The organism is Vibrio sp. TRT 21S02 (genome assembly GCF_050113675.1).
Classification (GTDB): Bacteria; Pseudomonadota; Gammaproteobacteria; order Enterobacterales; family Vibrionaceae; genus Vibrio.
Genome location: NZ_JBNJOI010000003.1, coordinates 358,637 through 383,161, shown reverse-complemented (window position 1 = coordinate 383,161; position 24,525 = coordinate 358,637). Strand labels below are relative to the sequence as shown.

The 24,525-nt window shown below is 44.6% G+C and carries 20 protein-coding genes and 1 other RNA gene; 8 read left to right on the top strand and 13 right to left on the bottom strand.

The genetic code is table 11. The features are described 5' to 3' along the window. Window positions 1-78: 78 nt before the first annotated feature. The gene (purL, locus tag ACQEXU_RS05775; protein WP_427010038.1) at window positions 79-3,993 is read right to left on the bottom strand and encodes a phosphoribosylformylglycinamidine synthase; all 3,915 of its coding nucleotides are present in this window, start codon (window positions 3,991-3,993) and stop codon (window positions 79-81) included. 316 nt (window positions 3,994-4,309) lie between these two features. On the opposite strand from purL, the gene mltF reads away from it, so the two are divergent. Next, complete coding sequence (gene mltF / locus ACQEXU_RS05770; RefSeq protein WP_427010037.1) at window positions 4,310-5,839, top strand: membrane-bound lytic murein transglycosylase MltF; 1,530 nt, start codon at window positions 4,310-4,312, stop codon at window positions 5,837-5,839. A gap of 351 nt (window positions 5,840-6,190) precedes the next feature. Here mltF and tadA read toward each other — a convergent pair whose 3' ends face one another. From tadA to ACQEXU_RS05735, 7 genes are all read right to left on the bottom strand, one after another. Further along, window positions 6,191-6,700, bottom strand: coding sequence for a tRNA adenosine(34) deaminase TadA (tadA, locus tag ACQEXU_RS05765; RefSeq protein WP_427010036.1), 510 nt, complete (start codon window positions 6,698-6,700; stop codon window positions 6,191-6,193). Between the two features lie 102 nt (window positions 6,701-6,802). Continuing rightward, complete coding sequence (locus tag ACQEXU_RS05760) at window positions 6,803-8,068, bottom strand: hemolysin family protein (protein ID WP_367987080.1); 1,266 nt, start codon at window positions 8,066-8,068, stop codon at window positions 6,803-6,805. A 111-nt stretch (window positions 8,069-8,179) separates the two neighbouring features. Further along, window positions 8,180-9,739, bottom strand: a complete 1,560-nt coding sequence (locus ACQEXU_RS05755; protein WP_367987081.1) for an AbgT family transporter — start codon at window positions 9,737-9,739, stop codon at window positions 8,180-8,182. 286 nt (window positions 9,740-10,025) lie between these two features. Further along, a complete protein-coding gene (locus ACQEXU_RS05750; protein WP_427010035.1) occupies window positions 10,026-10,448 on the bottom strand; it encodes a type IV pilus modification PilV family protein in 423 nt (140 codons plus the stop codon). After that, window positions 10,438-11,694, bottom strand: coding sequence for a hypothetical protein (locus tag ACQEXU_RS05745; protein WP_427010034.1), 1,257 nt, complete (start codon window positions 11,692-11,694; stop codon window positions 10,438-10,440). Before ACQEXU_RS05745 ends, ACQEXU_RS05750 begins: the two co-directional genes overlap by 11 nt. Next, window positions 11,691-12,335 carry a PilW family protein gene (locus ACQEXU_RS05740; RefSeq protein WP_427010033.1) on the bottom strand — a complete coding sequence of 215 codons (645 nt, stop codon included), beginning with the start codon at window positions 12,333-12,335 and terminating at the stop codon, window positions 11,691-11,693. The genes ACQEXU_RS05745 and ACQEXU_RS05740 overlap by 4 nt, the downstream gene beginning before the upstream one ends. Then, a complete protein-coding gene (locus ACQEXU_RS05735; RefSeq protein ID WP_427010032.1) occupies window positions 12,316-12,822 on the bottom strand; it encodes a GspH/FimT family protein in 507 nt (168 codons plus the stop codon). The genes ACQEXU_RS05740 and ACQEXU_RS05735 overlap by 20 nt, the downstream gene beginning before the upstream one ends. A 102-nt stretch (window positions 12,823-12,924) precedes the next feature. Here ACQEXU_RS05735 and ACQEXU_RS05730 point away from each other — a divergent pair, with 102 nt between their 5' ends. Beyond that, window positions 12,925-13,356: a type IV pilin protein gene (locus ACQEXU_RS05730; RefSeq protein ID WP_427010031.1), complete on the top strand. Its 432-nt coding sequence runs from the start codon at window positions 12,925-12,927 to the stop codon at window positions 13,354-13,356. A 68-nt stretch (window positions 13,357-13,424) separates the two neighbouring features. Here ACQEXU_RS05730 and dnaJ read toward each other — a convergent pair whose 3' ends face one another. The 3 genes from dnaJ to grpE form a co-directional block, all read right to left on the bottom strand. After that, on the bottom strand, window positions 13,425-14,570 hold the full coding sequence (gene dnaJ / locus ACQEXU_RS05725) for a molecular chaperone DnaJ (RefSeq protein WP_427010030.1): 1,146 nt from the start codon (window positions 14,568-14,570) through the stop codon (window positions 13,425-13,427). Between the two features lie 198 nt (window positions 14,571-14,768). Next, window positions 14,769-16,679 (bottom strand): molecular chaperone DnaK, encoded by a 1,911-nt coding sequence (gene dnaK, locus ACQEXU_RS05720; RefSeq protein WP_427010029.1) that lies wholly within the window; start codon window positions 16,677-16,679, stop codon window positions 14,769-14,771. 455 nt (window positions 16,680-17,134) lie between these two features. After that, window positions 17,135-17,746, bottom strand: coding sequence for a nucleotide exchange factor GrpE (gene grpE, locus ACQEXU_RS05715; protein WP_367989202.1), 612 nt, complete (start codon window positions 17,744-17,746; stop codon window positions 17,135-17,137). A gap of 143 nt (window positions 17,747-17,889) precedes the next feature. On the opposite strand from grpE, the gene nadK reads away from it, so the two are divergent. From nadK to bamE, 3 genes are all read left to right on the top strand, one after another. Then, entirely contained in the window at window positions 17,890-18,774 is an 885-nt protein-coding gene (gene nadK / locus ACQEXU_RS05710; RefSeq protein ID WP_367987089.1) for an NAD(+) kinase, read from the top strand. Between the two features lie 175 nt (window positions 18,775-18,949). Next, window positions 18,950-20,614, top strand: coding sequence for a DNA repair protein RecN (gene recN, locus ACQEXU_RS05705; RefSeq protein ID WP_427010028.1), 1,665 nt, complete (start codon window positions 18,950-18,952; stop codon window positions 20,612-20,614). A 170-nt stretch (window positions 20,615-20,784) separates the two neighbouring features. Further along, window positions 20,785-21,144, top strand: coding sequence for an outer membrane protein assembly factor BamE (gene bamE / locus ACQEXU_RS05700; RefSeq protein WP_427010027.1), 360 nt, complete (start codon window positions 20,785-20,787; stop codon window positions 21,142-21,144). A 64-nt stretch (window positions 21,145-21,208) separates the two neighbouring features. Here bamE and ACQEXU_RS05695 read toward each other — a convergent pair whose 3' ends face one another. Beyond that, window positions 21,209-21,568 carry an RnfH family protein gene (locus tag ACQEXU_RS05695; RefSeq protein ID WP_427010026.1) on the bottom strand — a complete coding sequence of 120 codons (360 nt, stop codon included), beginning with the start codon at window positions 21,566-21,568 and terminating at the stop codon, window positions 21,209-21,211. Then, window positions 21,568-21,999 carry an SRPBCC family protein gene (locus ACQEXU_RS05690; protein WP_367987093.1) on the bottom strand — a complete coding sequence of 144 codons (432 nt, stop codon included), beginning with the start codon at window positions 21,997-21,999 and terminating at the stop codon, window positions 21,568-21,570. The genes ACQEXU_RS05695 and ACQEXU_RS05690 overlap by 1 nt, the downstream gene beginning before the upstream one ends. A gap of 118 nt (window positions 22,000-22,117) precedes the next feature. Here ACQEXU_RS05690 and smpB point away from each other — a divergent pair, with 118 nt between their 5' ends. The 3 genes from smpB to ACQEXU_RS05675 all read left to right on the top strand — a co-directional run bounded on the left by smpB (window position 22,118) and on the right by ACQEXU_RS05675 (window position 24,445). After that, window positions 22,118-22,603 (top strand): SsrA-binding protein SmpB, encoded by a 486-nt coding sequence (smpB, locus tag ACQEXU_RS05685; RefSeq protein WP_009603245.1) that lies wholly within the window; start codon window positions 22,118-22,120, stop codon window positions 22,601-22,603. Window positions 22,604-22,670: 67 nt separating this feature from the next. Beyond that, window positions 22,671-23,037, top strand: a transfer-messenger RNA (tmRNA) gene (ssrA, locus tag ACQEXU_RS05680). 166 nt (window positions 23,038-23,203) lie between these two features. Continuing rightward, window positions 23,204-24,445, top strand: coding sequence for an integrase domain-containing protein (locus ACQEXU_RS05675; RefSeq protein ID WP_427010025.1), 1,242 nt, complete (start codon window positions 23,204-23,206; stop codon window positions 24,443-24,445). Window positions 24,446-24,525 lie beyond the last annotated feature (80 nt).

Here is a 24,525-nt window from a genome sequence, read left to right as displayed (position 1 = left end):
GTTTTTAAATAAAGAAAACGCAGACCTTTCGATCTGCGCTTTAACTATGCTGCTAGGCAAAAACTAACGTCTTCTCAATTAACCGACGTTCTTACGTGCGTTTTGGAACATACGCATCCAAGCACCATTCTCACCCCAACCTTCAGGAGACCATGAGTTCGCTACAGTGCGGAATACACGCTCAGGGTGCGGCATCATGATAGTTACTCGGCCATCGGTCGTTGTTAGACCTGTAATAGCGTTTGGCGAACCGTTCGGGTTGTTCGGGTATTGCTGTGTTGGGTTACCGTGGTTATCAACGTAACGTACTGCGACTGTACCTGACGCTTCAATCGCTGCTAGGTGGTCTGCATCACGCACTTCTACTCGACCTTCACCGTGAGAAACGGCGATTGGCATACGAGAACCTTCCATACCGTTGAAGAATACAGAATCAGACTTCTGAACTTCGACTAGGCTGAAGCGAGCTTCAAAACGCTCAGATTCGTTACGTACGAAACGTGGCCATAGGTCTGCACCCGGAATTAGCTCTTTTAGGTTCGATAGCATCTGACAGCCGTTACACACACCAAGTGAGAAGGTATCTTCACGCTCGAAGAATCCTTGGAACTGGCTGCGTGCTTGCTCATTGAACAGGATAGACTTCGCCCAACCTTCACCAGCACCTAGTACGTCACCGTAAGAGAAGCCGCCACAAGCGACTAGGCCTTGGTACTCTTCTAGCACCGCTTGACCCGTTAGGATATCGCTCATGTGAATATCTGTTGCTTCAAAACCTGCACGGTCAAACGCTGCTGCCATTTCAACGTGAGAGTTAACACCCTGCTCACGTAGGATTGCCATCTTCGGCTTAGCACCTTTCGCAATGTAAGGTGCTGCAATGTCTTCGTTAACATCGAAGCTTAGCTTAACGTTCAGACCTGGGTCAGAGTTGTCTTTCTTCGCTTCGTGCTCTTGGTCAGCACAAGCTGGGTTATCACGCAGACCTTGCATCTTGTGCGTTGTCTCAGCCCAGATAGTACGTAGTTCAGTACGGTTACGCTCTAGAACTACTGTCTCACCAGAAGTAATCACTAGCTCATCAGATGCTTCTACTGAGCCGATTACATGAGAACATGCCTCAAGACCGTTTGCTGCTAGCGTTGAAAGTACAGCGTCTAGGTCATCGTTCTTAACCTGAAGTACCGCACCCAGCTCTTCGTTAAATAGTACAGCTAGTGCGTCATCACCTAGGTCGGCGATATCCGCTTTAACACCACAGTGACCCGCGAATGCCATCTCAGCAAGAGCAACGAATAGACCGCCATCGCCCTTGTCGTGGTAAGCCACTACTTGGTCGTTCGCTACAAGAGCTTGAACACCTTCGTAGAAACCTTTTAGCTGTGCTGCGTTATCTACGTCTGCTGGCTTGTCACCAAGCTGCTTGTAAACCTGTGCTAGTGCTGTTGCGCCCAAGCGGTTCTGACCGTTACCTAGGTCGATAAGAACTAATGAAGTATCACCTTTGTCTGTTCGAAGCTGAGGCGTGATGGTCTTACGCACATCTTCAACACGAGCAAACGCAGTAATGATTAGCGATAGCGGAGACGTTACTTCTTTCTGCTCGCCGTTATCGATCCACTTAGTCTTCATCGACATTGAGTCTTTACCTACTGGGATAGTTAGGCCAAGTGCTGGACATAGATCTTCACCCACGGCTTTCACCGCTTCGTAAAGACCTGCATCTTCACCTGGATGGCCTGCTGGAGACATCCAGTTCGCAGACAGTTTAATATGCTTAATATCGCCGATATTTGTCGCAGCAATGTTAGTGATTGCTTCACCAACCGCTAGACGAGCCGATGCACCGAAATCAAGTAGAGCAACTGGTGTACGCTCACCCATAGACATCGCTTCACCATAGTAAGTGTCGTAGCTTGCTGCTGTTACTGCGCAGTTCGCTACTGGAACCTGCCAAGGGCCAACCATTTGGTCACGTGCAACAAGACCAGTAACGGTACGGTCACCGATAGTGATAAGGAATGTTTTTTCTGCAACCGTTGGTAGGCGCAATACACGGTCAACCGCTTCGTTGAGCTCAATACCGTCACGGTTAACCGCTGGGTTGTTTGCTTTAAGTGTTTTCGCATCACGGTGCATCTTAGGCGTCTTACCTAGAAGCACATCCATAGGCATGTCGATTGGCGTGTTGTCAAAATGTGAATCTTCTAGTTTCAGTTCACGCTCTTCCGTTGCGATACCAACCACTGCGTACGGTGCGCGCTCACGCTTACAGATTGCATCGAACACTTCCATGTTCTCTGGCGCAACTGCCATAACGTAACGCTCTTGAGATTCGTTACACCAGATCTCAAGTGGGCTCATGCCTGGTTCGTCGTTTGGTACGTCACGCAGTTGGAAAATACCACCACGCTCGCCATCGTCGACAAGCTCAGGAAGTGCGTTAGAAATACCGCCCGCGCCTACATCATGGATGAATGCGATTGGGTTCGCATCACCTAGCTGCCAACAACGGTCGATCACTTCCTGACAGCGGCGTTCCATCTCTGGGTTTTCACGCTGCACTGATGCGAAATCTAGATCTTCTGCTGACTGACCTGATGCCATTGAAGAAGCTGCACCGCCACCAAGACCGATGTTCATCGCAGGACCACCCAGTACAATTAGGCTTGCACCTACCGGAATCTCTTTCTTCTGCACGTGCTCGTCACGGATGTTACCCATACCACCTGCAATCATGATTGGCTTGTGGTAACCACGAACTTCTTCACCCGCGTGAGAGTTTACTTTCTCTTCGTAAGTACGGAAGTAACCAAGTAGGTTTGGACGACCAAATTCGTTGTTAAACGCCGCGCCACCAAGTGGACCTTCTAGCATAATGTCTAGAGCGTTAACGATGCGACCCGGCTTACCGAAGTCTGTTTCCCATGGCTGTTCAAAACCAGGAATACGTAAGTTTGAAGTTGTGAAACCAACCAGACCCGCTTTTGGCTTACCACCAATACCGGTTGCGCCTTCATCACGGATTTCACCACCAGAACCAGTCGAAGCACCCGGCCAAGGAGAGATAGCAGTTGGGTGGTTGTGCGTTTCCACCTTCATTAGAATGTGTGCTTTCTCTTGGTTGTAACCGTATTGGCGAGTTTCTGGGTTCGGGAAGAAACGACCAACATCGGAACCCACCATTACCGCCGCGTTATCTTTGTAGGCAGATAGAACATTTTCTGGCGTGGTTTCAAATGTGTTTTTGATCATCTTGAACAGAGACTTCTCTTGCTTCACACCGTCGATAGTCCAATCTGCATTAAAGATCTTGTGACGACAGTGCTCTGAGTTCGCCTGTGCAAACATCATTAGTTCGATGTCAGTTGGGTTACGATCTAGCTTGTTTACGAACGCATCGTAAAGGTATTCGATTTCGTCATCCGCCAGCGCTAGACCTAGGGTAACGTTTGCGTTTTCAAGCGCAGCACGACCACCTGCAAGTAGGTCAACGTCCGCTACTGGTGCAGGTTGTGCCACTTGGAAAAGCGCCGCTGCTGAGTCGAAGTCTGTGAAAATAACTTCCATCATGCGATCATGTAGAATCGCTTTAAGCTCAACCAGTTGAAGCTCAGAAAGTTCAGATGATGTTTCGATGTAGTAAGCCGTACCGCGCTCTAGACGAGCAACTTTAGCTAGGCCACAGTTATTCGCGATGTCAGTAGACTTAGAAGACCAAGGTGAGATAGTACCAGGACGAGGCGTCGCAAGTAGAAGCAGACCTTCTGGCTCGTGCTTTTCACCATTCTCGTCAAAAGAAAGTGTTGGACCGTAAGTCAGTAGTTTTTCTAGTTTCTCAACTTCAGACGCATCTAGGTCTGCCGTTAGATCAGCAAAGTGGGCAAACTCAGCGTAAATACCTGTTACAGGTAGGCCTAGTTCACGACAAAGCTCTAGAAGCTTGTTAACACGAAATTCAGATAGAGCTGGGGAGCCACGAAAAATTCTCATGTACTTAGGTCTCTTATGCAATTGATTAAGGTGATATTGGAATAAATTCAGTGGGTTATACTGTTTTACTTCGAAGCTATTCCCGAAGGTTTGAAAACCTATGCCGATTCCACCTCTCCATTGCGAGCGCATTATATAGCAATTATTTTTGTGATGTAACACCAATAGCAACCGTTTGCGTCATTTTTTTTGTCAAATTTGAAATACAGCAAAACTCATTAAATGATGAAGTTGTTACCAATGCATTGCACATAAGCTTTGATTGACCTCATCCCTTTGATATAAAGGACACACTAGATGTATGAGAATGCTATCGATGAAGAATCATTATTTTAAGCGCTTTAAGTATCTGACAACATTATGCCTCGTAGCCCTATTTCTCTCTGGCTGCCAGATTGAATCAGAACCTAAAAGTGAGCTGGAGCAAATACGCGAGCGCGGTGTGTTGCGAGTGGGTACACTCAACAATCAACTTTCTTACTATATTGGTCCAGATGGCCCGGCCGGGTTGGATTATGAAATTGCGCGTGAGTTTGCAAACGAATTAGGTGTTCAGCTGGAAATGAAGCCAGCTTATCGTATATCCAGTCTCTACCCTGCATTAGAGAATGGTGAGATTGACATTATTGCAGCTGGCCTTAGTCAGTCAGAAGAGCGATTACAGCGCTTTCGTCCAGGCCCAGCCTACTATTATGTCAGCCAACAATTGGTGTATAAAAAAGGCCAGTGGCGTCCTCGCAATCTAAAACAGTTGTTGAAAAAACAATCAGAATTAATGGAGCAGAATAACGGCGAACCTGTTGTGACCATCGTCAGCGATTCACACTTCAAACGTACGCTTACCAATATCCAGCAAAAATCCCCGGAGTTTGAATATAAAATTGACCCAAATTCAGATGTCAACGAGTTGCTGAAACAAGTCTCTGAAGGCGAACTGAAGTACACCGTTGCCGATTCTGTAGAAATATCGCTTTCCCAACGTATCTATCCAGATTTAGCGCTCGCATTTGAGCTAACGGAAGATCAACCTATTTCTTGGTTTCTACAACGCTCTGAAGATGAAAGCCTTTATGCGCTATTGATTGAGTTTTTTGGTAACTTGCAACAGTCCGGACACTTAGCATCCTTAGAAGAGAAATACATTGGACACATTGGCACATTTGACTACGTTGATACCCGCGCCTTTATTCGCGCCTTGGACAGCAAACTGCCTAAATGGTCTCCCCTGTTCCAAGAGTACTCCGATGAATTTGATTGGCGTTTAATTGCCGCACTGGCGTATCAAGAATCACACTGGAATCCACTGGCAAAATCACCAACTGGTGTTCGAGGAATGATGATGTTGACACTACCAACGGCAAAAAGCGTCGGGGTAACAGATCGACTTGATCCCGAGCAGTCGGTAAAAGGTGGCGTAGAATATTTGCGCCGCATGGTGGCACGTATCCCAGACAGTATTGATGAGCATGAAAAAATTTGGTTCGCGCTGGCTTCCTATAATATTGGCTATGGTCATATGATGGATGCGAGACGGCTGACGAAAAGACAAGGTGGAAATCCAGACGCTTGGTCAGATGTTAAGGAGCGTTTACCTCTACTTCGACAAAAGAAGTTCTTTAGCCAAACCCGTTATGGTTATGCCCGTGGTGATGAAGCGAAAAACTATGTTGAAAACATTCGTCGTTACTATCAAAGCATTATTGGTCACGTAGAGCAGCAAACACCTGAAAACGGTGAAGTGGACATTGATGATCTTGCCGTCATCCCGCCACCAGAGCAGCCTGTTTCCTCAGCAAGTACTACTGCAGTTTCGAGTGCTTCTTCTACTGCCAGCTCACAAAATTAACCTAAAGCGCAACTTATTTAAGTTGCGCTTTTTATTTGTGAAGTACCCACGCTAAATGACGCTTGTACTCCATGTCTGATTTTTATATTGTGTTTGGCCAAAATGCGCTACTGAGTTCAGTAGCAAAGGCCTCAAATGAGGTAATTATCGTAGTCATTAGGGGTTGTTGATGCGCAGACGTAAGTTACAGTCTAAACGCTTGAACAAAACTGTTGCAGCTATCCGTCGCAAGCGCAAAGTGAGCAATAATAAAAAGAAAATTATTGCTCGACACCGCGCCTTCATGTGTACGGCATCGGTATAACAGTAAGCATCGCAAACATTCATCTTAGGTGAATGTTTGCATCTCGCTTACTCACCTTCTTGTTTATTTAGCTGCTTTTGAGCTTTTATTTCTTTACGTCTACGGCGGAAGAACGCTTGCAACTGCTCTCGACATTCATCTTCCAGTAGTCCCTTCTCAACCTGAGCGTAATGATACGCAGCTTGGCTTGCAAATAAATCGAGGACGGTTCCAGCTGCCCCCGCTTTTAGATCCGGAGCACCATAAACGACTCGCTTTACTCGGCTATGTAGCAATGCGCCTGCACACATGGGACAAGGTTCAAGCGTGACATACAAGGTCGTATCTAGCAGCCGGTAATTCTGCAACTCTTTTCCAGCTTGACGCAATGTCTGGATCTCAGCATGCGCTGTGGCATCGTGATCGCAAATCGAACGGTTCCATCCTTCAGCAATAACTTGACCATCTTTTACCAGAACCGCTCCAACAGGAACCTCCCCCTCCAATTCAGCTTGGTGGGCCAGTTCCATTGCTCGGCGCATGAAAACTTCGTCTTGTGCGGAAAAGAGTTGAGACAACTTACACTCCTAAAATCGTGCTCTAAAGCAGAGGGGGATATTTGAATAAGATGCTAAGAAGCATACTCAATATCAAACCAATAACAATACATAATCGTTGGGTTAATCACGACTTGGCGTCGCTTTGACCCGCACAATTCGATTATGCTCAACCACCTCGGCTGTAAATTGCCAGTTTTGATAATGGATGACCTCTCCGGACTCCGGCAAGCGGCCAAGTTTCCAAGTGAGTAAACCATTCAAAGTTTGCGCACCATCGGCATGCAATTCATCACTCAGTTCTAGACGATTCTGTAGCTCACTCAATGGAATGAGTGCATCCAACATCCATCCAGACTCACACGGTTCTGCCCATAAATCATTGGGATTATTTGAGAGCTCTCCCGCAATGGCCTCCAATACGTCATAGTGAGTGACCAAACCTTGAATATCACCATATTCATCGACAATAAATGCCATTTCATTGCCCGAATTTTTAAAGTAACTCAGTAGATTTAGCCCTTTCATTGACTCAGGAATATAAACAGGGCTCTTGGACAAACTCACAATCGTTTGATTACTGATCTGACTAGCATGATTGAGCAATGCTTTCGCTGATACCGTTCCAACAATCTGATCAAGGCTACCTCGGCAGATTGGAAATACACTGTGTTTGGTGGTTCGAATTCGCTTTAATACTGATTCAATCGGTTGGTCTATATCTAAAAAATCAATCTCACGCCGAGGTGTCATCAGAGAGCCCACCAAGCGATCATCCAACTGAAGAATATTGCGAATCATCTCTTGTTCGCCTTGCTCAATCGCCCCCGATTCTGAGCCCTCACGTACAATGGCATGGATATCATCTTCCGTTACACTATCTTCTTGGTTTTTCTGCCTCATCAACGTCAGCAATGCTTCAGTTGACCAAGATAGTAACCACACAAACGGTGTCGTCAGTTTAGACACCCAATAAATCGGTAAAGCGACCAGAACCGCGATTGTTTCAGCTTGAGATTGAGCAAAGCGTTTAGGAACCAGCTCTCCGACTACGATGGCAAAGTAGGTAATGCCAACAACTACTATCGCCGTAGAAAATACGTTCGCTTGCTCAGGCGTCATGCCCCAAAGTTCCATTTGTTGTGCAAGTGGTCCTGATAATGTGGCTTCACCAACAATACCGCTTAATAGACCAATGACGGTGATACCAATTTGAATAGTAGAAAGAAAACGGGTGGGATTTTCCTTGAGTTCAAGAGCCACTTGAGCGGCTTTGTGTTTTTCAGCGAGGCGCTTTAACCGACTTGTTTTTGCTGCGACTAATGCGATTTCAGACATCGCAAAAAGACCGTTTAATACAATTAACCCTACTAAAAGCAGAATTTTCATAAATGTTTATTTTCCATGTTTAACGGCATGTGCCGCCACCTGCAGTTTAAAGCGAGTTGCAGATAAAAAAAAGCCTACCGAAAGGGTAGGCTTTGTAATCATTTATGTCACTTACATCGTGTAAGTGTATGGCGCTTGGATACCTAGAGGAATGCCTAGCATCCAGTAAACCACTAGGAAGATAGACCAGCCAATTAGCATTGCAATCGAGAATGGCATCATTAGCGATGCTAGCGTACCGATACCTGTCGACTTCACGTAACGCTGACAGTAAACCACGACTAGAGGGAAGAATACCATCAGAGGTGAAATGATGTTCGATACAGAGTCACCTACACGGTAAGCCGCTTGAGATAGCTCAGGAGAGATACCCACAGCCATTAGCATAGGAACTAGGATTGGACCGATAAGAGCCCATTTCGCTGATGCAGAACCGATTAGAAGGTTTACAGAAGCCGTTAGAAGAATCATACCGATGATAGTTGCTTCACCTGGTAGGTTCATCGCTTTCAGGCCTTCCGCACCGTATAGCGCCAGCATCGTACCGATGTTTGATTGCGCGAATGCAGATAGGAACTGCGCACAGAAGAACGACATTACAATGTATGCGCCCATCGTAGACATGGTATCCGCCATCGCTTTGATGATGTCGTTACTTGTCTTGAACGTGCCAGAAACGCGACCGTAAACGTAACCCGGAATGATAAACAGGATGAAGATCAGTGGAACGATAGACTTCATGATTGGCGCAGAGAACGCAGTGATCTCACCTTCAGGTGAACGCAGTGCAGAGTTTTCTGGGATAAGCGCCACAACAAGAAGTGCGATACCCGCCATCATAGCCCAACCTGCGTAACGGAACGCTTTAGACTCAAGCTCAGTGAAGGAACCTAGATCGGGTGCTTTCTCTGCGTCTTCGTCGATTGGAGTGTTCTTTAGACGTGGCTCGATGATTTTCTCAGTGACGTACCAACCGATAGCAACAATGATTACTGAAGATAGACCAGTAAAGAAGATGTTCGCTAGTGGGTTAACCACGTACTCAGGGTCCAGAACCTGTGCAGCTGTTTGCGTGAAACCAGCCAATAGAGGATCGATACCTGAAGGGATGAAGTTTGCAGAGAAACCACCTGATACACCTGCAAACGCTGCCGCGATACCCGCTAGAGGGTGACGACCAGCCGCGTGGAAGATGATACCACCAAGAGGAATAACCAGAACGTAGCCCGCATCCGCCGCAGTGTGCGATACGATTGCTACAAGAATTAGCATTGGAGTAAGAAGTTTCGCTGGCGTGAAGTTCAGCATCTTCTTAAGGCCTGTTGTGATGAAGCCAGAAGAATCGGCAACACCCACACCCAACATCGCTACGAGAACAATACCAAGTGGCGCAAAGCCAGTGAACGTTGTCACCATATTAGCAAGGAAACTTGCTAGTGCTTCGCCTGTTAGCAGGTTAGTAATAGTAAGAGCTTCGCCAGTTCGAGGATTGGGAAGGTCGAAAGAAACATTCGACAAAAGTGCAGACGCAGCCCAAGTAATGATTAGTGCCCAGAAAAACAGAATCGCTGGATCAGGAATTTTATTACCTACTCGCTCGATAAAGTTCAGAAAGCGATCCATCCCGCTCGGCTTCGGAGACGGTGCTTTGTTTACAGCTTGGTTACTCATGGTAACTCCATATGTGATGTTGTTGCCTTTGACCTTTTCGAATAATTATGTCGGTCAATTTTCAACGGACTATTCTATTCAATCCGCCAAATAAAAGCACAAGATCCCATGATAAATTTCATATATGGAGACATATTTTGCAAAATCGCAATCGAGCAGTAACAAAAAACACACAGGATTTGACGGTATATTTAAACAATTTAGAAACCAAAACGAAAAATATACAGTAAACCTTTCGGTGATTAGCCATCTATAATGGTGAATTTGTTTATGCTCGACTTTAGCGTTACATCGAAAATTCACTGTGACTGGAGAGCATAGTTTTTAATGTAATGGATTGCTCCTCCCCTAACCGATCTGACCAAGATGTCTTTACTGAAATAGATTTTAACGAAGAAGATAAAGATGCCGATGGAATACTGACTGTCCAAGTTAAAGTATATGGCGAGTGCGCCACACTATCACTTCCGCTACTTATTGAAGCAAACGTCGGCACAGATATCGTAGACATAGCCGCAGAAGCACCTCGCGCTCTAAACCATTCTAATTTTTGCTCAGCAAGATTCAGGGCTTGGCTACTTTTTACTGCAAAATCCGCTCGTTGTTCTATATAGGTTTGTAGCTTCACCAAAGCCAATGAAGCAATGCCGATCAAGAGAAAAGAAATTAATACCTCAATAAAACTAAAGCCTTGTTGTTTAGTTTGCATACCACCCTCCTGCTACCCATTTCAACTCTTTAGGTCTTGGTACTGGATTGCTCGCAGCAGAGTAATCAAGATCATAAGAACCATTGAGAACAACTTCTCCTCTCCTTGAAGTACTGTCTGCATCAAAATTCATTCCTCCTTTTGGGTGGAAAGCTCCTCTATCGAAATAAATGGTTCGAGTCCCTAATAAGGATGAAATATCACTGTAAAAATCAACATCCGCCCAGTAATTCCCAATATTTACATCAGTGAATGAAGGAGAATTCATATTCACCATATGATAAAAGGAGCCACCGAAAACCGTTGAACCTGATACAGAAAAAATCCCATTTTCAACCACAAGTGAACTTGGGAATGACAGAGCAATTGGTGTCTTAATTATACAATGACCTTCTATCCATAATTTGTTACTGGTTGTCGTGAGATTATCGGTCATAACTGTTGCGCAGGTTTCTCCGGCCGTTACCGTTGGTAAACTAACGACGGTATAACCTGCTTTTATCGCCGCAATATTGTCTGGCGTTTTTTCAATATCAAAATAGTTCTTAAATGGGTCGAGGGAATTGTCTTGTTTGTAATCCTCTTTAAAACTACTAGGGTGAGTGTCAGTTGCTCGACTTTCAGTGATGATGGTTTTATGAGTCATACTACAATCACCCGTAAAACCATCATAAGGGCCATTTAACACCGGAGCCGTCGTTTGTAGTTTTGCAGCAGATGAAGCTTTTACGAAGGTAACCTTTCCTTTGTAACGGACAGCCACACATTCATATGTACCATCTGACTTAGCCGTTCTAGGTGCATCAGGAGCTATATCTACAGAACCAACTAACCTTAAGTCTGCTGTGGTTTGAATCGCCCCTAATCCAGTTTTTGAACCATAGAAGAAGTTCTTGTTGACCTTTTGATAATTCGTTTCTGAGCGGATAGCAAAAACATCACTGGAGAGGGATTCATTATACAGTTTATTGATTCCCAAAGTATTTTTACACGTACTGCTTAGTACAGTATTTGAGGCGGATGACAAAGAGGAAATAGCATTAGGATCGTTGTTAATATAGGCATATAAACACTCCACCCCTCCCTCAGCTTTCCAATAATCTTGACGTGCTTTCACCTCATTCTGTGCACGCTTAATTTGATAGAAAACCGATTTGTAAGAACCCAATGCCAAAACCAAAGCACAAATAAGCAAAATAGACGTTACAACTAAAGTAACGGCCCCAGACTGAGCATGCTTCTTCATTGCCAATTCCTCTGAATGGTTTTGATCACAGCGGTGTGAGTATTTGTTGGGTCGGACAACAAATGACCCGTTAAAGTAATCGTGACAATTTTGTTATCCGCTGAATCGCTTGCAACAGTGGCTGTTGTTAGCTGCAATTGGGAAATAGATATCTGTTTTGGATTGAAAATCTGATAGCAGGCGTTGCCTAGTATTGACGCAGCAGCAGAAGCTATAGTTAAAGGAGCTGCACTGTATTTTTCACATATTTTTAAAGCATCCCCCACGCTTGGGCTCCCTGAAGCTTCACGCTTATATACCACATTACGAAATGCTGAGCTTCCTGAAGAGGCGACTCGGTATGCGTAAGCCAATTGGTCTGCCTGACTGTGAATGCTGCTTGATGCACCAGATAGCTTAGCTGAAATTGAACCTATGCCATCAAACCCAGCACGTTGAACATCCTCTTTGATTTGCAAAATAGTGCTAGAAAGGTTCTGCACGAGTAACAGCTCCTTTCCTCTTTCAGAGGCCAACTTTTGCCCAGTAACAAAGACAGATCCGACGATCCCCAAGGCAATCACTCCAATAATTGAAGCGATCATTAATTCGATCAAGGAAGCTCCTGTTTGACGACGTATTTTAACAAGATGGGTAGCCATAATAGCTTCCTCCAACACCACAGATCATAATCCGGCTTGCTGCAACGCCCGTCTTCAATTGGAGAGCCTGATTCGAATTTCCAACACGATAGAACTTTAGGTTCCCGCCAGAAATTCGCCCTCTAGATCCGGTAAGCTTCACTCGATTCGAAGAATAAGATGAACTGATCACCACGTCTTTAAATAATGCACCATCAAGGACCAGTATTTTATTCCCTGCATTTGCAATATCAGAGTCTGTTAGGGTCACCTTCCAATCTCCTGCAGGAGTCGGGTTTGTAGGCAGAGTAAAATGCGCCCAGAGATCTTGATTTCTCCAAACTGCTTCAGATCTTGATTGGATTAAAAAGCCTTGCAGATCATCCGCTAAGCGTGTCATCTGTGTATTCGATGTTAACTTGTCAAAATTCGGAATAGCGACAGTAAGTAAAATACTCAGTACAACAACGGTCAGTAGAAGCTCTAACAAAGTAAAGCCGCGAGACATTTCCCAAATTCCTATGTAAAGCCATGTTTGCTGGCAACTTATCTTGCAGCGATGCTATCACCGAAGAAAAATAGGAGGAAAATCAATGAGGAAGTACTCGAAATGATTCGAAAAAATTACTGCAATCGCTACAAAAAGAAAGCGATTGGAATGACACTGATCGAATTAATGATAGCGGTAGCCGTGATTGGGATCTTAGCCGGGGTTGCCTATCCTAGTTACCAAAACTATGTTCTGAAAGCACATCGCTCTTCAGCCATGGCCGATCTCGCTAAAATACAGCTCGAAATGGAACGCCAATACAACGGGAATTACATATCAGCCGCCAACTCTGTTTTATCTGGTGGTGTATGTACTTTTTGCGAAGTGGACAGTGCTCGCTATACCATTACTATCGCTAAAACAGCAACAACGTACACCATCAGCGCGACCGCTGCAGGCGCACAGACAAATGATAAATGTGGTGCAAGTTCTTACACCGCACTCACTTTAAATCAGGTGGGCGAAGGTTCACCAGCAAACTGCTGGAAGTAACTAAACTCATAGCGAATGCAAAAAGGCCTGCATTTAGCAGGCCTTTTATTTAATTCAATAACTCAGCATTAGCTGGTTAGATCATCAAAAAACTTCTTAACACCGTTAAAGAAACCTTCTGATTTTGGCTTGTGCTTAGTCGCAGCTTCGCCACCACAAGACTCTTCAAACTCTTTTAGCAGCTCTTTCTGACGCGAACTCAGATTCACTGGCGTTTCAACAACCAGTTTTACAATCAAATCGCCAACACCGCCGCCACGAACACCTTTTACGCCCTTGCCACGCATGCGGAACATACGACCCGTTTGTGTTTCAGTTGGGACTTTAAGATTTACACGACCATCAAGAGTAGGAACCTCAACTTCACCACCCAGTGCTGCCATAGCAAAGCTTACTGGTACTTCGCAGTACAGGTTATTACCATCACGCTCGAAGATATGGTGTTCTTTTACGTGAACTTGTACGTATAGATCGCCAGCTGGAGCCCCCATCTCGCCCGCTTCACCTTCGCCAGATAAACGAATGCGATCGCCAGTATCCACGCCTGCTGGGATCTTAACGTTAAGCGTCTTGGTCTTTTGTTTACGACCTTGACCATGACACACGTTACATGGGTCTTTAATGATCTTCCCTTTACCATGACAAGTAGGACAGGTTTGTTGCACGGCAAAGAAACCTTGACGCATCTGTACTTGGCCATGACCATGACAGGTACCACATGTTTCTGCTGAAGTGCCTTTCTTCGCACCACTGCCATCACACGTATCACAGTGAACCAATGTTGGCACTTCAATCTCTTTCGATATGCCACGAACCGCTTCTTCTAGCGTTAGTTCCATGTTGTAACGTAGATCAGCACCACGCTGGGCACGATGACCACCGCCGCCGCCACGGCGACCACCACCGAAAATGTCACCAAAGACGTCACCAAAGATGTCACCAAAATCTGCACCGCCGCCACCAAAGCCGCCGCCGCCCATACCACCTTGTTCAAACGCAGCGTGACCATATTGGTCATAAGCCGCCTTTTTCTGTGGATCGAGTAGAATTTCGTACGCTTCTTTTACTTCTTTAAACTTATCTGCAGCAGTTTCATCACCCTGGTTACGGTCTGGGTGGAATTTCATCGCTAGGCGCTTATAAGCCTTCTTAATATCGCGTTCAGACGCATCGCGGCTCACGCCTAATACTTCGTAAAAATCACATTTTGACATGTTCTTCGTCACCAATATAGTACTGCAAACGGTGCTCAATCACTCTGTGTGTGATACCGCTTGGTGGTTGTATCATTCTAGATAAAAGCTTTACGTAAAAGTGCTTATCTGGAAGGACATCCTAATTACAAACATACGGGCGTAAGAGTTACCTCAAACGCCCGCAAACTAAATAAGCTATCGCTTAAGAATCAAGAATTACTTCTTATCTTCTTTTACTTCTTCAAACTCAGCGTCTACAACGTCGTCTTCTTGCTTAGGTTGTTCACCAGCTTCAGCACCTTGTTGTGCTTGCGCCTGTTGCTGAGCGATTTCCATTAGCTTTTGAGCTGCTGTCATCAAAGCTTGAACTTTAGCGTCGATCGCTTCTTTGTCGTCACCCTTACGAGCTTCTTCAAGTTCAGAGATCGCGGCTTCAATCTTCTCTTTCTCGTCAGCTGGAAGCGCTTCACCCGCCTCTTCAATCTGCTTACGAGTACCGTGAATCATTTGGTCAGCTTGGTTACGCGCAGTTGCTAGCTCTTCAAACTTTTTGTCCGCTTCTTTGTTAGCTTCTGCTTCTTGAACCATTTTCTCGATGTCTTCATCGCTTAGACCGCCGGAAGCTTGGATAGTGATCTTCTGTTCTTTGCCAGTCTGCTTGTCTTTCGCAGATACGTGTAGGATACCGTCCGCATCTAGATCGAAAGTTACTTCGATTTGTGGCATGCCACGTGGTGCAGGCTGGATGCCTTCTAGGTTGAATTGACCTAGAGACTTGTTGTACATCGCTTGCTTACGCTCACCTTGAAGAACGTGGATAGTTACCGCATTCTGGTTGTCTTCTGCTGTAGAGAAAACTTGGTTCGCTTTCGTTGGGATAGTCGTGTTCTTCTCAACGAGTTTAGTCATTACGCCGCCCATAGTCTCGATACCTAGAGACAGTGGAGTAACGTCTAGTAGAAGTACGTCTTTAACATCACCAGCTAGTACACCACCTTGAACGGCGGCACCCATTGCTACTGCTTCGTCAGGGTTTACGTCGCGACGAGCTTCTTTACCGAAGAACTCAGCAACTTTCGCTTGAACCATAGGCATACGAGTCTGACCACCTACTAGGATAACGTCAGTGATATCGCCTACAGATAGGTCAGCATCTGCTAGAGCAACTTTTAGTGGCTCAAGAGAACGTTGTACTAGGTCTTCAACTAGAGATTCTAGTTTCGCACGCGTCACTTTAACGTTCATGTGCTTAGGACCAGTCGCATCCGCAGTTACGTAAGGTAGGTTTACGTCTGTTTGAGTAGTAGAAGAAAGCTCAATTTTCGCTTTTTCTGCTGCTTCTTTAACACGCTGCATTGCTAGAGGATCGTTCTTAAGATCGATGCCTTGCTCTTTCTTAAACTCTTCAACTAGGTAGTTGATCATGCGGTTATCGAAGTCTTCACCACCTAGGTGAGTGTCACCGTTAGTTGCTAGAACTTCGAACGTTTTTTCGCCTTCAACTTCGTCAATCTCGATGATTGAGATGTCGAATGTACCACCACCAAGGTCGTATACCGCGATAGTGCGATCGCCGCCTGACTTGTCTAGACCGTATGCTAGAGCCGCCGCTGTTGGTTCGTTGATGATACGTTTAACTTCTAGACCTGCAATACGACCAGCATCTTTAGTCGCTTGACGCTGTGCATCGTTAAAGTAAGCAGGAACTGTGATAACTGCGCCAGTTACTTCCTCACCAAGGAAGTCTTCAGCAGTTTTCTTCATTTTCTTCAGTACCTCAGCAGAAACCTGAGGAGCTGCCATTTTTTGGCCTTGCGCTTCAACCCAAGCATCACCATTGTCTGCTTTCACGATATTGAAAGGCATGATTTCGATATCGCGTTGTACTTCTTCGTCTTCAAAACGACGACCGATTAAACGCTTAATTGCAAATAGCGTGTTAGTTGGGTTTGTAACTGCTTGACGTTTCGCTGGTTGACCTACTAGCGTCTCACCATCTGTGTATGCAATTACCGATGCTGTTGTACGCTCACCTTCTGCGTTTTCGATTACGCGTGGTTTGTCGCCGTCTAGTACAGCAACACATGAGTTAGTAGTACCTAAGTCAATACCAATGATTTTACCCATCAGGCTATCTCCGAATAATTTTCTATTTTCGTTTTGCTATATCCCCTATGTGGGGATGTAGAATCGGGTTTCAACCCTTACTCACAAACAAAAATAATGTTGTTTGCTTCATCTATGCCACATAGATAAGGGCAGCAAATGGGTTTTCAAGGGAGGAAGTGAAAAAAAATGTGTTTTTTTCGCTGAAAAGAACCAGTGAGGCGTTTAACCTCGCTTTTAATGAGAGTGAGTTGCAAATTATGCACTTGCTTGTACTGGTTTTACTGATATGGCTCCTGCGTTATCTACCTAATCTTCGGATTTTGTAAAACTACATCCGCTACCTCTGACCCATCTTACGAGATAAACCACGGAACATATTTTCAGAACAATCCGTCGATCTTTGTAATACTACTGCCTGTCTAGAAAAGAAAAGGGAGGCCAAAGCCTCCCTTTCAATGCATTTGCAATGCGGATTATTTCGCTACCATCACCATTGCTGGGCGAATAACACGGCCATTCAACTCATAGCCTTTTTGCATCACAAACATAACCGTGTTTGATTCGTGATCTGGGCTTTCTTGAATAGACATTGCTTGATGCAATTCTGGGTTAAATGTTTCACCTTCAGGATTAATCTCTTTCAGACCAAACTTTGCCACTGTGTCGACAAAGGTTTTATGCGTTAGCTCAACACCTTCAAGTAACGGCTTCACCACTTCCGCTTCTGTATCAGCAGCTTGAATCGCACGCTCTAGGTTATCGATTACTGGCAGCAATTCTTCAGCAAACTTATTTAAAGCGTATTTGCGTGCCTTGTCGATTTCCTGCTCGGTACGACGACGCATGTTCTCTACTTCCGCTTTCGCACGAAGTACTGCGTCTTGTTGATCTTTTACTTTGGCTTCACTAGAAAGCAATGCTGCTTCTAGTTGAGCAATTTTGCTTTCTTGGTCATCAATTTCAACATCAAGACCTTCGTTCCATTCGATATCAGCCTCACTACCGACAGCCTCGACATCTTGCTCTGTCGTTTCAGCTTGCTGTTGTAGCTCTTCTTCTTTAACTTTGTTTTCTTCGCTCATGATATCTCCAGAATTCAACTCCATGCATATCTATAGCCATTCACGTTTATTGGGCCTAGATACATAAAAATTCGCATATTTAGCTAACTTGCCATTATTATGGGGATGAAGACTGCCGATTCAAGCCTATTTCGTGTGGAAAATCTATGAAAAAACCTTTTGAAGTGATCGCTATCATTGGCAAACCACGTGATCAGCAAGCCATTCAAACACATCGAGAGCTTTATGCCTGGTTAACAGAACAAAACTATCAAGTATTTATTGATGACCGACTCAAAGAAATACTCGACGATATTCCAGCCGATCGCTTTGCAAGTTTAATCGAACTTGGTCACAGTGCTGATCTTGGTATCGTTGTTGGTGGCGACGGTAATATGCTTGGTGCTGCACGAGTTCTCTCAAGATTTGATATCTCGGTCATCGGTGTCAACCGAGGAAACTTGGGCTTTCTAACTGACTTAGATCCCGACGACTTTCAAACGGCTTTGTTAGACGTACTATCAGGTAATTTTCTTGAAGAAGAGCGCTTTTTGCTCGAAACAGAAATTCACCGCCATGACCAAGTGAAAAGCCATAATGCCGCGCTGAATGAAGCCGTCCTTCACCCAGGGCAGATCGCTCACATGATTGAGTTCGAAGTATACATCGACGATAGCTTTGCATTTTCACAGCGTTCTGATGGCATTATTGTTTCAACCCCAACCGGTTCTACGGCTTATTCCCTTTCTGGAGGTGGGCCAATTTTATCTCCAAGCCTCAACGCGATCACCATCGTCCCTATGTTCCCGCATACGCTTTCAAGCCGACCAATCGTAGTCGACGGCAAACGCAGAATTAAATTGATCGTTTCACCAGATAATCGCGGAACTCAAGAAGTAAGCTGTGATGGACAAGTCTCCCTTCCAGTCTCTCCGGGTGATGAGATCCATATTTACCAAAGCCCTAACGTGCTCAAACTTATCCACCCCAAAGACTACAGTTATTATCATGTGCTCCGAAATAAACTCGGATGGTCAAGCAAACTGTTCTGACTTGCAATAGACACTTTAAGGGCTGGCAACCATGCTGGCCCTTTTGTTTTTATTCACTTCATATTTAAACAACCTGACTCTGCTCACAAAATTTTTCACACTCACCTTTACTGTATAAAGAAACAGTATATACTGTTTTCTTATACAGTATTGTTCATTTAGACAGGTACATAAAATGCTGGCTCATTTAAGTGTTAATAATTTTGCGATTGTTAAGTCTTTACAACTCGAACTCCTACAAGGTATGACCACCATTACGGGAGAAACTGGCGCAGGTAAATCGATAGCAATTGATGCTCTTGGTTTGTGCTTAGGAGGAAGAGCTGAAGCCAGCATGGTTCGCCAAGGCGAAGAAAAAACAGAAGTCAGTGCCGCATTTTTGTTAGATAACAATATTCACGCAACGCGTTGGCTGGAAGACAATGACTTACTCGATGGTAACGATTGTATTTTACGTCGCATCATCAACAAAGAAGGCCGCTCACGAGCTTTCATTAACGGCAGTCCCGTTCCTCTCTCTCAATTAAAGTCGTTGGGACAGTTATTAATTAATATTCATGGCCAGCATGCTCATCATCAGTTGATGAAAAGTGAATACCAAATGGCCATGCTTGATCAATATGCTGGCCATAACAATTTGCTTAAAAACACTCGTAACACCTATCAGGTTTGGCGACAAGCAGACAATAACCTCAAGCAGCTTAAAGAAAACAGCGCCGCCAATCTCGCGCAAAAGCAATTGCTGGAGTATCAAATCAAAGAGCTCAACGATCTGTCACTGGGCGAGGAAGAATATGAACAACTCGAACAAGAACACAAACGCCTCTCTAACAGCGGTGAACTCGCCTCTAGCTGTCAACAAGCCATCGAACTTATATACGAAGGTGAAGAAGTTAATGCGCTTGGTGTTTTGCAATCAGCCAATCACACCTTAATCCAATTAGCAGAATTAGACCCAGTACTAGCAGAGCTGCCGAATATGCTCTCAGAAGCAATTATCCAAATCGAAGAAGCCAACAACGAACTGCGCAGTTATCTCGACAACATTGATGTTGATCCAGCTCGGATGGTTTACGTAGAAGAACGTTTCTCAAAGCTAATGGCCATTGCTCGCAAGCATAATGTCTTACCCGATGAGTTATATCAGCACCATCAAAGTCTACTTGAGCAAATTGAAGCGTTGGATTGCTCTGATGAACGACTAGCGGAGCTTGAACAAGAGGTTGAAAAGCAATATCAAAACTTTATTGCTTCTGCAGATAAGCTGCATAAATCACGCAGCCGCTACTCGAAAGAACTCAACAAACTTATCTCAGCCAGCATGCACGAACTGAGCATGGAAAAGGCAAAATTCTGCATTGAAGTCGAGAAACAGAGCGAGCATCCTTCGCCATTAGGATTGGATAGTGTTTGCTTCTTGGTCTCAACCAACCCAGGTCAACCCATGCAGCCAATTGCCAAAGTGGCTTCAGGGGGGGAACTTTCTCGTATTTCCCTAGCGATTCAAGTAATCACTGCGCAGAAAGTCGACACACCAAGCCTTATTTTTGATGAAGTGGATGTTGGTATCAGTGGCCCAACAGCAGCCGTCGTTGGAAAAATGCTACGAAAACTGGGCGAATCAACACAAGTATTGTGCGTAACTCACTTACCACAAGTTGCTGGCTGCGGTCATCAGCAGTTGTTTGTCGCAAAACAAACGAAAGCGGGTAAAACTGAAACTCAGATGAAAAAGCTTGATGATGACCAACGCGTAAGTGAATTAGCAAGGTTACTTGGAGGCAGTCAGATCACAGACTCCACACTTGCCAATGCGCGTGAACTGCTGTTCGCAGCCTAAATCCATAGCGAACTGAAAGTTCCCTTAATGAAGATTTTAGACTCGACTTTGCAACCAAATTCAAAAATCATGGTCTGAAACAATTCAAAACAGCGGGAACTTTTTACTTTATCGCCCCGCTTGTTTATTATCAGCCGAGTTTTGACGTTATTAGTAACAAGAATTTGAGTATGCAATTAAAGAAATGGCTTATCGCAGTACCATTAGCAATGACAATGCTAACTGGGTGCTCACTGCTAGAAAAATTGGTTTATCGTATTGATATCAATCAGGGTAACTATGTTGAGCAAGACGCTGTCGACAAGCTAAAGTTTGGCATGACAAAAGAGCAAGTTCGCTACGTGATGGGCTCACCAATGCTCATTGAAAACGGCTACCCAGATACTTGGTACTACATTTATCACCACACTGAAGGCCACAAAGACTCTATTCAAAAGAACCTAATCGTTAACTTTAACGCTCAAGGTCAACTCGTGAAAGTGAATGGGGATTTTACTGCGAGTGAGCAGTTCTTTGAAGGGATCAACTAAGCCATACCCAGTGATGTATTGATGAAAAAGGCTCGCAATTGCGAGCCTTTGTTATATTTAGTGTTCAGTCATCATCAGCTTTACGTAACGGGTTTTGCTTACCTCCTGTTACAGGGTCAGCATTGCCAGACAATTTGGCTTGCTCTGCACGTTTGCGACGAATCTCTTTTGGATCGGCAAGCAGTGGACGATAAATCTCGATTCGATCTTTGTCTCGCACTGTTGCATTTAACTTAACATTGCGACTAAATACCCCGACTTTATTTACCTTTAAATCGATTTCAGGGTAGAGCGACAATACACCTGATTGTTCAATGATCTCTTCCACTGTCATTGCATTGTTCACAACCAAAGTAAATACTCTCTGTTCCTGTGGAAGTGCATACACCACCTCAACGTGGATCATTTCCGATTCAATCGTCATTATGCATATACCATTTTTGCGCGTTTTGTAAACGCGTTTACCATATTGCTCGTCAACTCGTTAAAAATTTTGCCAAACGCCATTTCAATCATCTTGCTAGAAAACTCAAACTCCAGCTTCAATTCAACTTTACAAGCCTGATCATCTAATGCCGTGAAAAACCAGCCACCCTTTAGGGTTTTAAACGGGCCATCAACCAAATTCATTAAAATTGCTTCACCGCTAACCAGCTCATTTGACGTTGTAAACGTTTTGCTTATGCCGGCTTTAGAAACATCTACCGAAGCAACCATACCGCTGTCAGATGACTCAATTACACGACTACCAGAGCACCCTGGCAGAAACTCGGGGTAACTGGCAACATCATTGACTAAATTGAACATCTGCTCTGCACTAAAAGAGACTAAGGCAGAACGGCTCACTTGCTTCATAAATACTCCTCAATCCTGATTCACAAACTTCAGGTGTGGCACAATTTTACTTTTATTTGCACTGAGCGCAAACAAAGGGATTTGCTAAGCCCTTTATGCGCCGTATAATGCAGCCATTATGGCAAAGAAAAAATCAAAACAAAAAGCGGGTAGCAATACCATCGCTCTTAACAAGAAAGCTCGCCACGAATATTTTATCGACGATGAAATTGAAGCTGGTATGGAGCTACAAGGCTGGGAAGTTAAGTCACTTCGTCAGGGTAAAGCTAACATCGCGGAAAGCTACGTCTTTATGCGTGACGGTGAAGCCTTTGTGAGTGGCATGACCATTACTCCATTAAACCAGGCATCGACACACGTAGTTGCAAACCCAACACGTGTGCGTAAGCTGCTGCTTAGTCGTCGAGAACTCGATAACCTGCTTGGTCGCATCAACCGTGAAGGTATGACACTGGCTGCGCTATCTCTTTACTGGTCGCGCTCTTGGGTGAAGATGAAAATTGGTGTTGCCAAAGGTAAAAAGCTGCACGATAAACGTACTGATCTTAAAGAGAAAGATTGGGCTCGTGAGAAAGCACGAGTGATGAAGAGCTCACTGCGCTAATATTGAGCACTTAAACGCACAAGTCTAGACAGGTTATACTTTTCTGGTACTATGCGAAGAACACTTTGGGGCTGATTTAGGATTCGACAGGAATTTTGCAGTCTGAGGTGCATGCCGTGGGGCGGTTGGCCACGTAAAAAGCCGCAAAAAAATAGTCGCAAACGACGAAAACTACGCACTAGCAGCTTAATAACCTGCTCAGAGCTCTCTCGCCCTAGCTTCCGCACGTAAGACGGGGACCAACGAGAGATCAAACCCAAACGCGCTAGCCCGGATTCTCCCGCCTGAGAGATGAACGGCGAATTATAATTCAGGATAGTCATTTACTAGCGTGTCGGTTCGCAGGTACTTGGTGAATTTAAAGATCGACTAAGCATGTAGTACCAATGATGAATGGTTTTTGGACGCGGGTTCAACTCCCGCCAGCTCCACCAATTCAACATCTAAAGACGTCTCAGGACGTCTTTTTTTGTATCTAAGATAACGTAAAATCAATAACTTAGCATCCACAAACATCCCAAGAGGTTCCACTGAATCTTTGACATTTAGGAACCAATGTAGGAACCTTTGTTTCGTGTTCCTAAAAACTGGTTCCTACACATGCCTAGACAGACTAAACCACTTACTGCTACAGAAGTTAAGAATGCTAAGCCTAAAGAGAAAGAGTACTACCTTGCAGATGGTCAAGGCCTAAAGCTAAGGGTACTACCCAGTGGTTCTAAGAATTGGCTGTTGAACTACTACAGGCCTATAAGCGGTAAAAGGGCTAACTTGAGTTTAGGAAGATTTCCTGATGTTTCTCTAGTTCAGGCAAGAAAAAGTTCTATGGAAGCAAAAGAGCTGATCGCACAAGGTATCGACCCTAAGGAAGAAAAAAAAAGAAAAAAGGAAGAATCCCTAGCTGTTTATGAGCACACTTTGATCAACGTATCCAAAAACTGGTTTGAAATAAAAAAAGATTCTGTTACTCCAGGTTATGCAGTCGATATCTGGCGCTCTCTAGAGCTATATGTTTTCCCCTCTTTGAACAATGTGCCAGTTCGCGAAATAAATGCACCGATGGTTATAGATCTTCTAAAGCCAATTGAAGCAAAAGGTAGTTTAGAAACCGTTAAGCGTTTATCTCAACGTCTGAATGAGATTATGAATTACGCTTCTAATTGTGGCTTAATCCAAGCAAACCCATTAACGGGAATAAAAGCAGCATTTAAAAAACCTAAAAAAGTAAATATGCCCGCACTTTCCCCTACAGAGTTACCAGAGCTTATGGGAGCAATTGCAAATGCAAGTATCAAGAAAACTACTCGTTGCTTGTTAGAATGGCAGCTACACACTATGACAAGGCCCAGTGAAGCATCCGGAGCTAGATGGGAAGAGATCGATTGGGAGAACAACCTTTGGGTAATCCCTCCAGAGAGAATGAAAAAAAGAAGAGAGCACCGCATCCCTCTTACTGAGCAAATGCTAGCGCTACTTGAAGTTATAAAGCCAATTAGTGGGCATCGAGAGTTTATCTTCCCTTCAGACAGAGATCCTAAGAAGCCCTGCAACAGCCAAACGGCTAATATGGCGTTAAAGAGAATGGGCTTTAGAGAAAGATTAGTTAGTCATGGCCTTCGCTCTCTCGCTAGTACCACGCTTAACGAGCAGGGCTTTGAATCAGATCTTATTGAAGCAGCCCTAGCCCATGTAGACGACAACCAAGTACGAAGCGCTTATAACCGTACCGACTATATAGATCGTCGCCGTCCTATGATGGTCTGGTGGAGCGGGCATATTGAAGAAGCTTCGAAGGGAAGTTTGTCAGTTACAGGTACTAAGCAGCTAAAAGTGGTAAGTTAATAACTCACTTACTAATAACAATATGAAATGGCCCAATGATTTAATAGGAGAGTTCTCTCTTCTAACTTGACAAAAAAGGG

Bases quoted from the DNA above. Each gene is read 5' to 3' on its own strand.
- purL (WP_427010038.1), bottom strand. From the start codon at position 3,993: ATGAGAATTTTTCGTGGCTCCCCAGCTCTATCTGAATTTCGTGTTAAC.
- mltF (WP_427010037.1), top strand. From the start codon at position 4,310: ATGAAGAATCATTATTTTAAGCGCTTTAAGTATCTGACAACATTATGC.
- ACQEXU_RS05760 (WP_367987080.1), bottom strand. From the start codon at position 8,068: ATGAAAATTCTGCTTTTAGTAGGGTTAATTGTATTAAACGGTCTTTTT.
- ACQEXU_RS05755 (WP_367987081.1), bottom strand. From the start codon at position 9,739: ATGAGTAACCAAGCTGTAAACAAAGCACCGTCTCCGAAGCCGAGCGGG.
- ACQEXU_RS05750 (WP_427010035.1), bottom strand. From the start codon at position 10,448: ATGCAAACTAAACAACAAGGCTTTAGTTTTATTGAGGTATTAATTTCT.
- ACQEXU_RS05745 (WP_427010034.1), bottom strand. From the start codon at position 11,694: ATGAAGAAGCATGCTCAGTCTGGGGCCGTTACTTTAGTTGTAACGTCT.
- ACQEXU_RS05740 (WP_427010033.1), bottom strand. From the start codon at position 12,335: ATGGCTACCCATCTTGTTAAAATACGTCGTCAAACAGGAGCTTCCTTG.
- ACQEXU_RS05735 (WP_427010032.1), bottom strand. From the start codon at position 12,822: ATGTCTCGCGGCTTTACTTTGTTAGAGCTTCTACTGACCGTTGTTGTA.
- ACQEXU_RS05730 (WP_427010031.1), top strand. From the start codon at position 12,925: ATGATTCGAAAAAATTACTGCAATCGCTACAAAAAGAAAGCGATTGGA.
- dnaJ (WP_427010030.1), bottom strand. From the start codon at position 14,570: ATGTCAAAATGTGATTTTTACGAAGTATTAGGCGTGAGCCGCGATGCG.
- dnaK (WP_427010029.1), bottom strand. From the start codon at position 16,679: ATGGGTAAAATCATTGGTATTGACTTAGGTACTACTAACTCATGTGTT.
- nadK (WP_367987089.1), top strand. From the start codon at position 17,890: ATGAAAAAACCTTTTGAAGTGATCGCTATCATTGGCAAACCACGTGAT.
- recN (WP_427010028.1), top strand. From the start codon at position 18,950: ATGCTGGCTCATTTAAGTGTTAATAATTTTGCGATTGTTAAGTCTTTA.
- bamE (WP_427010027.1), top strand. From the start codon at position 20,785: ATGCAATTAAAGAAATGGCTTATCGCAGTACCATTAGCAATGACAATG.
- ACQEXU_RS05695 (WP_427010026.1), bottom strand. From the start codon at position 21,568: ATGACGATTGAATCGGAAATGATCCACGTTGAGGTGGTGTATGCACTT.
- ACQEXU_RS05690 (WP_367987093.1), bottom strand. From the start codon at position 21,999: ATGAAGCAAGTGAGCCGTTCTGCCTTAGTCTCTTTTAGTGCAGAGCAG.
- smpB (WP_009603245.1), top strand. From the start codon at position 22,118: ATGGCAAAGAAAAAATCAAAACAAAAAGCGGGTAGCAATACCATCGCT.
- ACQEXU_RS05675 (WP_427010025.1), top strand. From the start codon at position 23,204: ATGCCTAGACAGACTAAACCACTTACTGCTACAGAAGTTAAGAATGCT.